The organism is Nocardia sp. NPDC059236 (assembly GCF_042754085.1).
Taxonomy (GTDB): domain Bacteria; phylum Actinomycetota; class Actinomycetes; order Mycobacteriales; family Mycobacteriaceae; genus Nocardia.
The window spans coordinates 648,216-663,097 of record NZ_JBHZAF010000002.1; the positions used below are offsets into that span (position 1 = coordinate 648,216).

General features: G+C 66.9%; 13 protein-coding genes. 6 read left to right on the forward strand and 7 right to left on the reverse strand.

Annotated features, from left to right (window positions below; genetic code table 11):
* The first annotated feature begins 98 nt into the window (after positions 1–98).
* From ACFXIV_RS08120 to ACFXIV_RS08130, 3 genes are all read left to right on the forward strand, one after another.
* Positions 99–596 carry a DUF309 domain-containing protein gene (locus ACFXIV_RS08120; RefSeq protein WP_379393215.1) on the forward strand — a complete coding sequence of 166 codons (498 nt, stop codon included), beginning with the start codon at positions 99–101 and terminating at the stop codon, positions 594–596.
* A gap of 173 nt (positions 597–769) precedes the next feature.
* The gene (gluQRS, locus tag ACFXIV_RS08125; protein WP_379393614.1) at positions 770–1,675 is read left to right on the forward strand and encodes a tRNA glutamyl-Q(34) synthetase GluQRS; all 906 of its coding nucleotides are present in this window, start codon (positions 770–772) and stop codon (positions 1,673–1,675) included.
* 50 nt (positions 1,676–1,725) lie between these two features.
* Positions 1,726–2,538, forward strand: coding sequence for an RDD family protein (locus tag ACFXIV_RS08130; RefSeq protein ID WP_379393213.1), 813 nt, complete (start codon positions 1,726–1,728; stop codon positions 2,536–2,538).
* Between the two features lie 148 nt (positions 2,539–2,686).
* Here the strand turns inward: ACFXIV_RS08130 and ACFXIV_RS08135 are convergent, their stop codons facing one another.
* On the reverse strand, positions 2,687–3,232 hold the full coding sequence (locus tag ACFXIV_RS08135; protein WP_379393211.1) for a DUF4190 domain-containing protein: 546 nt from the start codon (positions 3,230–3,232) through the stop codon (positions 2,687–2,689).
* 87 nt (positions 3,233–3,319) lie between these two features.
* On the opposite strand from ACFXIV_RS08135, the gene ACFXIV_RS08140 reads away from it, so the two are divergent.
* Positions 3,320–4,084 (forward strand): queuosine precursor transporter, encoded by a 765-nt coding sequence (locus ACFXIV_RS08140; protein ID WP_379393612.1) that lies wholly within the window; start codon positions 3,320–3,322, stop codon positions 4,082–4,084.
* Between the two features lie 36 nt (positions 4,085–4,120).
* Here the strand turns inward: ACFXIV_RS08140 and tgt are convergent, their stop codons facing one another.
* From tgt to ACFXIV_RS08165, 5 genes are all read right to left on the reverse strand, one after another.
* Positions 4,121–5,371 carry a tRNA guanosine(34) transglycosylase Tgt gene (gene tgt / locus ACFXIV_RS08145; RefSeq protein WP_379421224.1) on the reverse strand — a complete coding sequence of 417 codons (1,251 nt, stop codon included), beginning with the start codon at positions 5,369–5,371 and terminating at the stop codon, positions 4,121–4,123.
* A gap of 98 nt (positions 5,372–5,469) precedes the next feature.
* Positions 5,470–7,437, reverse strand: a complete 1,968-nt coding sequence (locus tag ACFXIV_RS08150) for an ABC transporter ATP-binding protein (protein WP_379393207.1) — start codon at positions 7,435–7,437, stop codon at positions 5,470–5,472.
* Positions 7,434–9,167: an ABC transporter ATP-binding protein gene (locus ACFXIV_RS08155; RefSeq protein WP_379393205.1), complete on the reverse strand. Its 1,734-nt coding sequence runs from the start codon at positions 9,165–9,167 to the stop codon at positions 7,434–7,436. Before ACFXIV_RS08155 ends, ACFXIV_RS08150 begins: the two co-directional genes overlap by 4 nt.
* 108 nt (positions 9,168–9,275) lie before the next feature.
* Positions 9,276–9,836, reverse strand: coding sequence for an RrF2 family transcriptional regulator (locus ACFXIV_RS08160; RefSeq protein ID WP_379393203.1), 561 nt, complete (start codon positions 9,834–9,836; stop codon positions 9,276–9,278).
* Between the two features lie 37 nt (positions 9,837–9,873).
* Positions 9,874–10,461, reverse strand: a complete 588-nt coding sequence (locus ACFXIV_RS08165) for a TetR/AcrR family transcriptional regulator (protein ID WP_379393201.1) — start codon at positions 10,459–10,461, stop codon at positions 9,874–9,876.
* 222 nt (positions 10,462–10,683) lie between these two features.
* On the opposite strand from ACFXIV_RS08165, the gene ACFXIV_RS08170 reads away from it, so the two are divergent.
* On the forward strand, positions 10,684–13,011 hold the full coding sequence (locus ACFXIV_RS08170; protein ID WP_379393199.1) for an MMPL family transporter: 2,328 nt from the start codon (positions 10,684–10,686) through the stop codon (positions 13,009–13,011).
* 75 nt (positions 13,012–13,086) lie between these two features.
* Here the strand turns inward: ACFXIV_RS08170 and ACFXIV_RS08175 are convergent, their stop codons facing one another.
* The gene (locus tag ACFXIV_RS08175; protein WP_379393197.1) at positions 13,087–14,196 is read right to left on the reverse strand and encodes an FAD-dependent monooxygenase; all 1,110 of its coding nucleotides are present in this window, start codon (positions 14,194–14,196) and stop codon (positions 13,087–13,089) included.
* Between the two features lie 88 nt (positions 14,197–14,284).
* Between ACFXIV_RS08175 and ACFXIV_RS08180 the strand changes: the two genes are divergently transcribed.
* Complete coding sequence (locus ACFXIV_RS08180) at positions 14,285–14,851, forward strand: TetR/AcrR family transcriptional regulator (protein WP_379393195.1); 567 nt, start codon at positions 14,285–14,287, stop codon at positions 14,849–14,851.
* The last annotated feature ends 31 nt before the right edge of the window (positions 14,852–14,882 follow it).

Sequence of the window (14,882 nt, forward strand, 5' to 3'; positions counted from 1 at the left end):
AATTTCAGAAGTCCGAATTCCGTTACCCAGCCATTCGCGCACCCGCAGGCAAACTCCGCGCGCGCCGCCGGCACCGGCCATGGGGAATCATGGAGTGTATGCCCCAGCCGACCCAGGACGACACCGGACGGGACCGCGACGAGAACGGACGCGCCCGGAATGCCCGACCTCGTGACCGTTTTGGGCGACCCCTCCCATTCGGCAGCGCCGGCATCCCCCGCATACCCGATGATCTCGACCTGCCGCCCCTCGAAACCCTCGACTACGCCCAGCGCCTGCTCGACGACGGCCTGGCCTTCAACGCCCATGAGGTCCTCGAGGCCGCCTGGAAGAGCGGTCCGTTCGCCGAGAAATCGCTGTGGCAGGGTCTCGCGCAGTTTGCCGTTGGCCTGACCCACATTCAGCGCGGGAATCCGAAGGGCGCGCGCACCCTGCTCGAGCGCGCGGCACAGCGGCTCGCCGCATACGGACCCGCGCCCTACGACATCGACACACCCGGCCTGGAGGCCCGCGCGCACGCCCTGCTCACCGCGCTCGACCAGGGAAAACCCATCTCCGACAACGATCTTCGGCCCCGGCTCACAATCCCACACTGAATTCACAAGCCCGCTGCCACACCGCACCCGGTATGTGCGCCCGCAAGAAGGCGAAGGACCAGCGGCGCTGCAAAGTATGCGAACTACCATCGACAACCGTGCCCACCGACCCCGCCACAGCAACAACCGACCGTCGGGATCCCCACCCCGGCCACGGTCCGACCACGCGCGGCGTGGGCCGCTTCGCGCCCAGCCCGTCCGGCGACCTGCACCTGGGCAACCTCCGCACCGGACTGCTGGCCTGGCTCTTCGCCCGCTCCACCGGCCGCGGATTCCTCATGCGGGTGGAAGACCTGGATCGGGTGAAAAAGGGTGCGGCACAGCGACAGCTGGAGGATCTGGCGGCCATCGGGCTGGACTGGGATCCGCCGGTGGTGTGGCAGTCGCGGCGGCTACCGCTCTACGCCGCCGCCATCGAGCGCCTGACCGCCGCCGGCCACACCTATGAATGCTTCTGCACCCGCAAGGAGATCCAGCAGGCGGTGACCGCCCCGCACGGCCCGATGGGCGCCTACCCGGGGACCTGCCGCGACCTCACCGAGCACGAGAAACAGCGCCGGCGCGACGCGGGCCGGCCCGCCGCGCTGCGGCTGCGCGCCGAGGTCGGCGAATTCACCGTCACCGACCGCCTGCTCGGCGAATACCGTGGCGCGGTGGACGATCTGGTGCTGCGGCGCGGCGACGGCACCCCCGCCTACAACCTCGCGGTGGTGGTCGACGACGCCGAGCAGGGCATCGACCAGGTGGTGCGCGGCGACGACCTGCTGCCCTCCACACCACGACAGGCGTATCTGGCGACCCTGCTCGGGCTGCCCGTACCCGAATACGCCCATGTCCCCTTGGTATTCAACACTTCCGGGCAACGGCTCGCGAAACGCGACGGCGCCGTCACCCTGCGCGACCGGATGGCCCTCGGCGAATCCCCGCAACACGTGCTGGGACTGCTCGCGGCGTCATTGGGCTACTCGGGCGCAACTACGCCGTCCGCCTCGCTGGCACAATTCGATCCGGAAAACCTCCCACGTGAACCGTGGACACTCGACCCCGACGGGTTGTTGCAACCCAGTTCGTATCCGTAACGTACGCACTCGACCAGATCCCGAACGAATTCGACGAGGACGGCGAAACAATGACGAGCGGTGGGTACGACCCCAACCAGTATCCGCAGGGTGGCCAGCCGTACGGGCAGCCGCATCAGCCCCAGCAGCCGTACGGGCAGCAGCCCTACGGACAGCAGTCCGATCCCTACGGCCAGCAGCCGCAGCAGCCGTACGGACAGCAGTCCGACCCCTACGGCCAGCAGCCGCAGCAGCCGTACGGACAGCAGTCCGACCCCTACGGCCAGCAGCCGCAGCAGCCCTACGGCCAGCAGCCCTACGGACAGCAGCCCGACCCGTACGGGCAGCAGCCGCAGTCGTTCGGTCCGTCCGACGCCTATGGCCAGCAGCAGCCCTATGGCCAGCAGCCGTACCAGCCCTACCCGGGCGGCGGCCAGCCCGGGTTCGGCGCCGGCGGTTTCGGTGGCGCGCAGCCGGGTGACCTGTGGATCCGGTTCGCCGCCCGCATCATCGACGGCCTGATCATCGGTATCCCGGGCGGCATCATCGCGGCGCTGCTGCCCAACAGCATCGCCTGGGCCTGGGACGTGCTGCTGCCGATCATCCTGTTCGGCTACTTCATCCTGATGGAGACCCAGCAGGGCGGCCAGACGCTCGGCAAGAAGCTGCTGGGCCTGCGCGTGGTCGGCCCCGGCGGCGGCCCGCTCGACCCGGCCACCTCGGCCAAGCGCAACCTGTACGTGGTCGTCCAGCTGATCCCGTGCCTGGGCTGGCTGATCGGTCTCGGCATGGCGATCTACATCGCCGTCACCATCGAGCAGGACCCGAACAAGCAGGGCTGGCACGACAAGTTCGCGGGCGGCACCCAGGTGCTGAAGGGCTGAGCCCGGCTCCGCTGAGCGCGAAATGGGGACGCATCCCGACGGATGCGTCCCCATTTTCATTGCCGCGCACAGCTCTTTTTCATTGCTGCGCACAGTCCTTATTCATTGCTGCGCACAGTCCTTATTCATTGCTGCGCAAAGCCTTTCGTCAGGACGACCCGGTCGATCCCGCGATGATCAGGATCAGGAACAGCGCGAGGCCGATCACGATGCTGATGGCGCCCACCCAGACGCCACCCAGCGCCAGCCCGCGGCCCTGCTGCTGCGTGTTCTTGAGCTGGTTCAGCGCCACGATGCCGAGCACCAGGCCGACGATCGAGACGACCGGCAGGAAAGCGCAGAAGAACATGGCCGGCACGCCGATGATCGACACCACCAGCGAGGCGATGGCCAGCGAATTGGTCTGCTGCACCGGCGGACCGTAGCCGTAGGGCTGATAGCCCGGATACCCGTAGGCCGGGGGTTGCTGCCCGGCGGCCGGATAGGACGGCGTCGGATTCGCCTGCGGCGGCGGATAATTCGGATACACCGGCTGCGGCGGCGGGGTCAGCGGCGGATTCTGGTACTGCGGAGCTGAGGTGTAGCCGGCCGGGGGCGGCGCCGGCTGCTGTGGCGTTGCGGGCGGGGTCTCGGGCGTCACGCCCTCACCGCCGTACTGCTTCCACCACTCGTCGGAATCGCCGGGATTCGTCATTCGCTCAGCCTAGGGCAACCCATCGGTCCATACCCATCGGTCGAGGCAGGGATACTTTTCAGCGTGAGTGAAATCGAAAAGAGTGACATCGAGAAAAAGGTCGACACCGACCGATCTGGGCACCCCACGCCCGAACACGCGGCATTCGCGGACGCGGCGGGGGGATATTTCACACCGGTGGCGGTGGCCTTCACCGCTGTCCTGCTGATCTCGAACGTCTGTGTCGCCAAAGGCGTCCAATTCTTCACCGGACACCATGTGTCCTTCGGCCCCATCACCGTGCTGCCGCTCACCATGGACGGCGCATTCTTCCTCTTCCCGCTCGCCTACGTCATCGGCGACGTCCTCAGCGAGGTCTACGGGTTCCGCGCGACCCGCCGCATCGTCTACTACGGGTTCGGCGCGCTGCTGCTGATGATCGTCTGCTTCCAGATCGTCATCAAGCTGCCGACCGGAGACCTGGATCAGAACGGTTCGGCGTTCGGGGACGTGCTCGGCCACACTCCGCAGCTGGCGTTCGCCGGCATCGCGGGCTACTTCGTGGGTCAGTTCCTCAACTCCGTCACCCTGGTGCTCATCAAGGAGCGCACCAAGGAGAAGCACCTGTGGGCGCGGCTGCTGGGCTCCACCGTGGCGGGCGAATTCGGCGACACCTTCGTGTTCTGCTCCATCGCCGCCACCGCCATCGGCATCCACACCTGGGGCGACTACATCAACTACACCCTGGTGGGCTTCATCTGGAAGACCCTCGTCGAGATGATGGTGCTGCCGATCAGCTACCGCTGCATCGCCTTCCTGAAGAAGCGCGAGCCCTCGTACCGCCCGCGTGAACGCTCCGCCATCTACGAGTGACGCGACCGGCTTTCGGCGCGGCCGGATCGAATTCCCCTACAGGCCAGGGGCTTTGATGCGGCCGCGCCAACGGCCGAGGAACTCGTTCTTGTAGTCGTCGAAATACCCGCCGTCGATGCTCTCCCGCACCCGATCCACCAGCCGCACCGTGAACCGCTCGTTGTGGATGGTGCACAGCGTCGAGGCGAGCATCTCCTTCGCCTTGAACAGGTGGTGGATGTAGGCGCGGCTGTAGTTGGCGCAGGTGTAGCAGTCGCAGGTCGCATCGACGGGCGTGAAGTCCCGCTTGAACCGGGCCGTATTGATATTGAAGCGGCCCTCGTCGGTGTACAGCGCCGCATTGCGGGCCACGCGTGAGGGATTCACGCAGTCGAAGGTGTCCGCGCCGTTCTCCACCGCGGTGAAGATGTCCTCCGGCTCGCTGATGCCGAGCAGGTGCCGCGGCTTGCCCTCGGGCAGCTCGTCACAGCACCAGCCAACAATGGTGCCCAGATTGTGCTTCTCCAGTGCGCCGCCGATGCCGTAGCCGTCGAATCCCGTTCCGGCCGCGCCGCGCAGGTCCTCCAGATCGCGACATGCCTTGCGGCGCAGGTCCTCGTACTGCGCGCCCTGGATGACGCCGAACAGCGCCTGGTACGGCCGGTGCGAGCGGGCCGCGGTGAGCCGCTCGTGCTCGTCGAGGCAGCGCTGGGCCCACAGCCGCGTGCGCTCCAGCGATTCCTCCTGGTAGCCACGGGTGTTCATGAGCGTGGTGAGCTCGTCGAAGGCCATCATGACGTCCGCGCCCAGCCGATGCTGGATGCCCATGGACACCTCGGGCGTGAAGCGGTGCCTGGAGCCGTCCAGGTGCGAGCGGAAGGTGACGCCGTCGTCGTCGACGTGCGCCAGCCGCTCCTTGCCCTTGGCGATCACATCGTCGTTCTGCACGCCGACCGACTCCATGGCCAGCACCTTCTTGAAGCCGACACCCAGCGACATGACCTGGAAGCCGCCGGAGTCGGTGAAGGTCGGGCCGTGCCAGTTCATGAACTCGGCCACACCGCCGGCCTCGTCCACGATGTCGGGGCCGGGCTGGAGGTAGAGGTGATAGGCGTTCGCCAGCAGGGCCTGCGAGCCGAGCTCCTTCATGGTCTCGGGCAGCACCGCCTTGACCGTGGCCTTGGTACCGACCGGGATGAAGGCGGGAGTCGCGATGTCACCGTGCGGAGTGCTGATCACACCGGTTCGGCCGTGCCGCCCTTCCAGGCGCGCACCGACCTTGAACGAGAACTCCGAAGCAGCAGACACGCAAGCCATCCTCTCACCCGGCGAAAAATGGCCTGGCCCGCACCATTGGGTGCGGGCCAGGCCGGGCGAGGGACCGTCCTCAGCGGACGATCGAGCCGTCAGCTCTTGCTGAGCACCACGGCATCGGGTTCCGGATCGTCCACATTGTTGCCCTCGCCATCGGTGAGGGCCGCGGCGAACTGCGCGTTGTAGAGCCGGGAGTACGCGCCCCGGGACCGCAGCAGCGTCTCGTGCGTCCCCTGCTCGACGATCCTGCCCTTCTCCATCACCACGATGGTGTCGGCATCGCGGATCGTCGAAAGCCGGTGCGCGATCACGAAACTCGTGCGATCCCGGCGCAGCGCCGCCATGGCGTGCTGCACCAGCAGCTCGGTGCGGGTGTCGACCGAGCTGGTGGCCTCGTCCAGGATCAGGATGGACGGCTTGGCCAGGAAGGCGCGGGCAATGGTGATGAGCTGCTTCTCACCGGCGCTGACGCCGGAGCCCTCCTCGTCGATGACGGTGTCGTACCCGTGCGGCAACGCGTGCACGAACCGGTCCACGTAGGCGGCCCGGGCGGCCTCGAGGATCTCCTCCTCGGTGGCGCTGGGATTGCCGTAGGCGATGTTCTCCCGGATGGTGCCGCCGAACAGCCAGGTGTCCTGCAGCACCATACCCATGCGCGACCGCAGATGGTCGCGGGTGATGCGGGTGATATCGACGCCGTCGATGGTGATGGCGCCGGAATCCACCTCGTAGAACCGCATGAGCAGATTGACCAGCGTGGTTTTGCCCGCGCCGGTCGGGCCGACGATGGCGACCACGTGCCCGGGCTCGGCCACCAGCGAGAGATCCTCGATGATCGGCGTCTCCGGCTCGTAGCGGAAGGACACGTCCTCGAACGCCACCCGGCCGCGGTCCACCGGCCGCGAATCCTCCGGATCCGGGTCCGCCGACTGCTCCTCGGCGTCGAGGATCTCGAAGATCCGCTCCGCCGAGGCCACACCCGACTGCAGCAGGTTCATCATCGAGCCGATCTGGGTGAGCGGCTGCGTGAATCCGCGCGAGTACTGGATGAACGCCTGCACCTCACCCAGCGACAGATTGCCCGACGCCACCCGCAGACCACCGACCACGGCGATCAGCACGTAGTTCAGATTCCCCAGGAACATGATGGCGGGCATGATCAGGCCGGAGATGAACTGGGACTTGAACGAGGAGTTGTAGAGCTTGTCGTTGGTCTCGTCGAACTTCTCGCCGACCTCCCGCACCCGGCCGAAGGCGCTGACCACCTCGTGCCCGGTGAACGCCTCCTCGACCTGAGCGTTGACCTCGCCGGTGAGCTTCCACTGATCCACGAAGTGCGGCTTGGAGCGCTTGGCGATCTGCGCGGTCACGATGACCGCCAGCGGCACCGTCAGCAGCGCGATCAGGGCCAGCAGCCATGAGATCCAGAACATCATGATCAGGATGCCGATCACCGACAGCACATTGATGATCAGCTGGGACATGGTCTGCTGCAGCGTCTGCGCCACATTGTCGACGTCATTGGTGACGCGGGAGAGCACATCGCCGCGCGGCATCGAGTCGAAGTAGCGCAGCGGCAGCCGGTGGATCTTCTCCTCGATCTGCGCGCGCAACCGCTTCACGGTCCGGTTGATCACGATGATCAGCAGTTGGGCTTCGAGCCAGCCGAACACCGAGGCGCCGATATAGAGCGCCAGCACCCAGGCCAGCACATGGCCGACCGCGGTGAAATCGATTCCCGTACCGGGAATCACGTTCATGCTGGCCAGCATGTCCGCGAAGGTGTTGTTGCCGTTCGCGCGCAGCCCCTCGACCAGCTGGTCCTTGCTCTGCCCGGGGGGCAGCTGCTTGCCGACCACACCGTCGAAGATGAGGTTGGTGGCCTTGCCGAGGATCTGCGGGCCCAGGGTGTTGAGCACCACCGAACCCACGGCCAGCAGGAAGACCACGACCAGATAGATCCGGTCGGGCGCGAGCATGCGCAGCAGGCGCTTCAGCGACGGGCCGAAGGACTTCGCCTTGGCATCCGGCGCACCGGGATTGACGGCTCCGGGCCTCATCGCACCTCCTCCGCGCTGAACTGCGATTCCACGATCTCGCGGTATTCGGGACAGTCGCGCAGCAATTGCTCGTGGGTGCCGATGCCGGCCATCGCGCCGTCCTCCAGCACCACGATCTGATCGGCGTCGCGGATCGTCGAGATCCGTTGCGCCACAATGATGACCGACGCGTCCGAGGTCTCCGGCCGCAGCGCCTCGCGCACCCGCATGTCGGTGGCGACGTCGAGGGCGGAGAAGCAGTCGTCGAACAGGTAGATGCGCGGCTTGCGCACCAGCGCGCGGGCAATGGCCAGGCGCTGGCGCTGACCACCGGAGACGGTCGTACCACCCTGTGCCACAGGCGTTTCCAGGCCCTGCGGCATCTCGCGCACGAAATCGGCGGCCTGCGCGATCTCGAGCGCGTGCCAGAGCTCCGCATCGGTGGCGTCCGGCTTGCCGTAGCGCAGATTGGAGGCCACGGTGCCGGAGAACAGGTACGCCTTCTGCGGCACCAGGCCGATCTCGGAGCGCAGTGTCTCCAGGGGCAGGTGCCGGACGTCGGTGCCGCCCACGTAGACCGCGCCGTCGGTGACATCGATCAGCCGCGGAATCAGGTTGATCAGCGTGGTCTTTCCGGCACCGGTCGCGCCCACGATGGCGGTGGTGGTGCCCGGCCGGGTATCGAACCGGATGGCCCGCAGCACCGGCTTCTCGGCGCCCGGGAACTTGAACTCCGCGAAGGCCAGGTCCACCGTGCCCGGATCGCCCTTGAACGGCTGCGGCAGACGCGGTTCCGACACCGAGGACTCGGTGTCCAGCACCCCGCCGATGCGCTCGGCCGAGACGGCGGCGCGCGGGGCCATCATGGCCAGGAAGGACGCCATCATGACCGCCATCAGGATCTGCATGATGTAGGCCAGCATCGCGGTGAGCGAGCCGATCTGCATCTCCCCGTTGTCGATCGCGTGGCCGCCGAACCAGATGACGCCGACCGTGGTGATGTTCGAGATGAGCATGACGGCCGGGAACATGAGGGCCATGTACTTGCCGACATAGAGCGACTGCTCGGTCAGCTCGGTATTGGCGACCCCGAAGCGCCAGGTCTCCTGCCGCTCCCGCACGAAGGCCCGCACTACACGGATGCCCGTGATCTGTTCGCGCAGTACCCGGTTCACCGCGTCGATGCGCTCCTGCATGCGCCGGAAGCCCGGCACCATGCGGCTGATGATGAAGGCCATCGACAGGCCCAGCGCCGGCACCGCGATCAGCAGCAGCCACGACAGCTGCAAGCTCTCGCGCAGCGCCATGAAGATGCCGCCGATGCACATGATCGGCGCCATCACCAGGATGGTGGCGCTCATCAGCACGAGCAGCTGCACCTGGCCGACGTCATTGGTATTGCGGGTGATCAGCGACGGCGCGCCGAACACGCCGACCTCCCGCGCGGAGAAGGTGCCGACCCGGTGCAGCAGCGCCGCGCGCATATCGCGGCCCGCGCCCATGGCCGCTTGCGCGCCCAGGTACACCGAGACGGCCTGAGCGACGATCTGGATGCCCGTCACCAGCAGCATCCACCCGCCGGTGGACCAGATATAGCCGATATCGCCCTTGGTGACGCCGTTGTCGATGATGTCGGCGTTCAGCGTGGGCAGGTACAGCATGGCGATGACCGAGATCAGCTGGAGCACGACGACCCCCGCCAACTGCTTGCGGTAGGGCCAGAGGAAGGTGCGTAGAAGTCGGATCAACATGATGGTGGCAGGCTACCGTCATCCTCCGGAGCTCGCCGCGACGTTTTGCGGCACTGCCGGGCAACGGCCCGGGTCACGGCGCGGATCGGCCGCTCTCGGCAGGTTCGCTCAGATGTCGGGCTGATCCAGATCTCGCCACCCGCCCGCCGCGGGCGCGCTCGGCGATCCGCCATTGGACGCCGATCCGGCCGCGACCGGTCCGCCCGCGGGACGGGGACGGCGGGTCCAGGCATCCGGATCGTGCAGCAGCTCGTCCAGGAAGGACGGCAGCAGATCGTGGGCGATATCGGCGACGGTGATCCGCTCGAGCACCGAGCGGATGTTCACCCGCAGCCCGATCCACACCCGCTGCAGCGGTTCGGCCGCACCCGGGTAGCTGACATCCTCCGGCCGCTGCCCGCGCACCGAGGCCAGCGGACCCTCCACCGCGCGAATCACATCCGCGATGCTGATCTCGGCGGCCGGGCGGGCCAGGCGATAACCGCCGTCGGGACCGCGGCGGCTGACCACCAGTTCGCCCTTGCGCAGATCCGCCACCACCGATTCCAGCACCTTGGGCGGAATGTCCTGGGCGGCCACAATGGCGTCGGCCTTCACCGAATCCGGTTGTGCCTTCGCGATTTCCACAAGGGTGCGCACCGCGTAATCGACCTTCGCGGTGATGTGCACGAGAACTCCTGAGACAGATCGGTGGTGAGCGAGAACCCTATCGCGCCGGATTCAGCACGCTGAGTGCGGCATTCAACAATGTCGTCTCGACGTGATCGGCATCGGCGCCGGGCACGATCTCCTGGGACATCATCGCGGTGCTGAGCACCTGCATGGCCGCGGCGGCGCGCAGCAGGGTGTCATCGTCGGCATCGGGCCCGGCCATCCAGCGGCACATGCGGTGATGCAGTTCGATCATGTCGGGATAGCGGTTGCCGAGGGCATTCACGATCGCGACGGTGTCCCGCATGCAGAGCACGCCGACCTGACGGTTGGCCAGCGTCGACTGCAGGCGCCGGCGGATCATCTCGCGCACGTTCTCGGGAGTGTGCGGAATGTCATCGAGCCCTTCGACCTGATCGCGCACTTCGTCGAACATCGGCTCGATGATCGCTACCAGAAGATCGACCTTCGAGGCGTAGTGATAGTAGAGCGAGGCTTTTGTGATTCCCACCGCATCGGCGACCTCGCGCAGGCTGCTGTGATCGAACCCCTTGGTCGAAAACAGCTGTAGAGCGGCGTCCCGGATCGCGTCCTTGGTGCTTCTACCTGCGACAATTGTTCCGGAACCGACCTGGCCACCCATGTTCTCATCCTCTCACCCGCGCTCGGTGTGCGATCAACGCCACCTAGAGTCGAGGTTGTTCCTCCGCTTATCCGCTCGGTAGTCTACCTACCGCACGGTAGGCAGATTTTAGTTTCGTGGAGGCGGGGAGCCCGCAGAGCTCCCGGCGGCAGTGCTGTCTACGCGCTCGCACACCAGCACCCTGTTTTCGCCCGCACAAACCATCGCCCAGGAGAACCCCTCGTGTCCGTATACCTCTATCGGTGGGGAAAGTTCGCCTTCCGCCGGAAATGGATAGTCATCACGGCGTGGATCGCCGCGCTACTCGTCATCGGCGGACTCGGCGGGGCCCTCGCCAAGCCGTTCCAGGACTCCTTCACCATGCCGAACCTGCCTTCGGAGCGGGCCACGGAAATCCTCGACGCGCATTTCCCGGGGGCATCCAAGGAGTTCGACCCCAATGCCGTCAGCGCCACCTATGTGATCGCCGCGCCGGAGGGTCAGAAGCTGACCGATCCCGGGCCGCAGGCCGCGCTGTCGCAGTTCCTGACCAAGCTCGGTGACCTGCCCATCGTGGACAAGTCGTCGCCGCTGATGAACCCCATCGACACCACCGAGAAGATCGGTCAGCAGGCCGGCATCGACTGCCTCGGCAGCGACCGTTCCAACCCGAACTTCTCCGCGATCTGCTCCAGCGCGCCGCTGAACGTGCTGAACAAGACCAACCCGGATTCGGTGGCGACGGTCCAGGCCAAGTTCACCATCGCGAAGTTCTCCGACATCAAGCAGGCCGACCGCGACGCCGCCTACAAGGTGGGCGACGAGGCGCGCGCGGCCGGGCTGCAGGTCGAGCTCACCGGTTCGATCGCGCAGGATCCGGGCGGCTCGAACGGCTCCTCCGAGCTGATCGGCATCGCGGTGGCGCTGGTGGTCATGGTGATCGCGTTCGGCGCGATCGTGGCGGCCTTCGTGCCGATCCTCACCGCGCTCGTCGGTGTCGGCACCGCCATCTCCATCATCATGTTCGGCACCCACTTCCTGACCGTGCCGACCTTCACCCCGATCCTGGCCTCCATGATCGGCCTGGCGCTGTCCATCGACTACGCCATGTTCATCGTCTCGCGCTACAAACACGAACTGGCCGTGTCGAATTCGCCGGAGGAGGCCGCGGGCACCGCGGTCGGCACCGCGGGTTCGGCCGTCATCTTCGCGGGTCTGACCGTCATCATCGCGCTGGCGGGCCTGAGCTTCGTGGGTGTCAGCTTCCTCACCTACATGGGCATCTTCGGCGCGGTCTCGGCCGCGATGGCGGTGCTGGTGGCCGTCACCCTGATGCCGGCGCTGATGGGCGCGTTCGGCCGCTTCCTGTTCAAGCCGAAGCTGCCGCTGGTCGCCAAGCACGATCCCGAGGACGAGAACTCGGTCACCAACGGCATGCGCTTCGCCCGCCTCATCGGCAAGGCGCCCGCGCTGACGCTGGGCATTTCCATCGTGCTGCTGGGCCTGCTGGCCGCGCCCGCGGTGAACCTGCAGCTGGGTCTGCCCGGCGGCGACTCCATGCCCGAGCACACCACCGTCCGCAAGGCGTACGACCTGCAGACCGCGGGCTTCGGCGAGGGCGCCAACGGCACCCTGCTGGTGGCCGTCGACCTCAGCAAGACGCCGGAGAACCAGCGCACCGAGGCCCTCGACGCGCTGCGCTCCAAGCTGGCCTCCTACCCGGGCATGGACTACCTGACCCTGGCCCGGCCCAGCGAGGACAAGCAGGCCGCCATGTTCATGGGCGTGCCCAAGTCCGGGCCGAACAACCAGGAGACCAAGGACCTGGTCAAGAACGCCCGCAATGCCGAGTCCGAGTTCCATGACCGGTACGGCATGGAGTACGGCATCACCGGTACCACGGCCATCTACGCGGATGTCTCGCAGGCGCTGCTGAACAAGATCATTCCGTACCTGGCGATCGTGGCCGGCGCGGCATTCATCCTGCTGCTCCTGGTGTTCCGCTCCATCCTGGTGCCGCTGACCGCCGCGTTGGGCTTCCTGCTCTCCATGGCGGCCACCTTCGGCGCGACCGTGCTGATCTTCCAGGAGGGCCACTTCGGCCTGGTGGAGGCGCACCCGCTGGTGAGCTTCCTGCCGATCATGCTGATCGGCCTGGTCTTCGGTCTCGCCATGGACTACCAGGTCTTCCTGGTCACGCGCATGCGTGAGGAGTACGTGCACGGCAAGTCCGCCAAGGACGCCATGATCAGCGGCTACCACCACGGCGCCCGCGTGGTGACCTCCGCCGCCATCATCATGATCTCGGTGTTCAGCGCCTTCATGCTCGACGACAACGTGGTGGCCAAGTCCATGGGCTTCGCCATGGCGGCGGGTGTCTTCTTCGACGCCTTCATCGTCCGCATGGTCCTCATCCCGTCCCTGCTCGCCCTGCTGGGCAAGTGGGCCTGGTGGCTCCCGAAGTGGCTGGACCGCATCCTCCCCGACATCGACGTGGAAGGCGCCAAGCTCGCCGAGCTGAAGCAGTCGGCCACCCCCGTCGAGGACAAGCAGCCCGTCACGGTCGGCTGACCTCCGCACGAAATCCACTCGGCGCCCACCCGATTCCCCGGGTGGGCGCCGAGTTCTTTTGTGTCACCGCTCATTTCATCGCATGAAGCGGGTGACGGCATTGCGGACCACGATGCCCGCGGAAGTAGCGGGCACCATGAGCGCCGATGCGGCGCGCATACCGCGCTGCTTGGGCTCGACCAGTTTCCGGTGCCGCTGTTCGTAGGCGGCGAAGGCGGTGTGCGGGCGACCGGGAGTGCGGGTCAATTCCTCAGCGAGGGTGTGGGCGCCCGCGATGGCGAGGGTGGAGCCGTCACCGAAGAGGGAGAGGCAGGATCCGGCGTCGCCGAGCAGGGCGACGCGACCATCGGACCAGCGCGGCAACCGGACTCGGCTCACCGAGTCGAAATAGAGGTCGTCGGCGGCCTTCAGCTGGTCGAGCAGGCCGCCGAAGATGCCGATCGGCCCGGCGAAGGTGTCGGCGATGAGCCGCTTGTGCCCGTCCAGATCGCGGTGGCCGAGGCCCGGGATCGCGTCATGGCGGAACATGAAGGCCGCCGCCGCCTTTCCCTTCGAAGGGTGCACGGTGATGGCCTGTCCCGGGCGGTTGAACATGACCACCTCGCGCTCGTCGCCGAAGGCCCGGTCCACCGGCAGGGTCGCCACGTACATGCCCAGGTGGCGGAGGAATTCGGCCTCCGCGCCGAAGACGAGCCGACGAACATTCGAGTGCAGGCCATCGGCCCCGATCAGGTAGTCATAGCGCCCACCTGCGCCGTTCTCGAAGACGACATCCACGCCGTCCGAATCCTGCGTGATCCCGGAAATCGAATCGGCCCAGCGGATTTCGGCATGGTCGCGAGCCGCGTCGAGGAGAATGGCAGCCAGATCGGCGCGCGCGAGCTCGATCTCGCGGTCACCAGCGCCACCCTGAAAAGCGCTGAGCCGCAACCTCGATCGCTCCCGCCCCGCCGCATCGACGAAGCTCATTCGCTCCACCCGCGACGCGGCCGCCCGCAGCCGCGGCATCACGCCCATACCCTCGGCCACATCGACAGCCGGTCCCTTCACGTCGATCGGGTTACCGCTGGACCGCTGCGCCCCCGCCCGCTCCACCACGGTCACGTCGAAGCCGTCGCGCCCCAGCCAGTACGCCAGGGTCGATCCCGCGATGCCCGCCCCGGAGATCAGCACCGTCCTGCTCATCGTCATCACCCTCGATTCAAATGGACGATTTTCGTCCACTTCCAAAAAGGTACGCTAACCGGAAGATTTTCGTCCAGTTTTATCGGAGGTGAGGACAACGGCCGAGCTCAGAGCCGACGCCCGTAGCAATCGCGACCAGATCCTGACCGCGGCCCAACAGGTCTTCCGCGAGCAGGGCGTCAGCGTCTCGATGAAAGACATCGCCGACGCCGCCGGTGTGGGTGTGGGCACCCTCTACCGCCGCTTCCCCGACCGCGGCGCCCTCATCACCGCCGCCGCCCACTCCTACCTCTCGGCCCTCGCCGACCTGGCCGCCACCGCCGACCGCGAATCCCCCACCGCCTGGCAAGCCCTCACCCACATCCTCCGCGAATGCGCCGAACTCCGCCTGGGCGCCCTGGCCGCCGCCATCGAACCCACCCTCCACGCCGACATCAAGTCCGACCCCGCCCTCACCGAAGTCCGCACCACCATCACGGACCGCATCGCGGAACTGACCGCGAGGGCCCACACCGAAGGCGCCCTCCGCCCCGACGTCACCCCCGAAGACATCGCCCGCCTGATGACCCTGCAGATCTACGCCGCCCCCACCGAGCCCTACCCCGCCGCGATCAACCGCGTCCTCGACCTTCTCCTCGACGGCCTCCGCCCCTGAAAAACAAAGCCCCGAACCGGTTTCCCGGTGC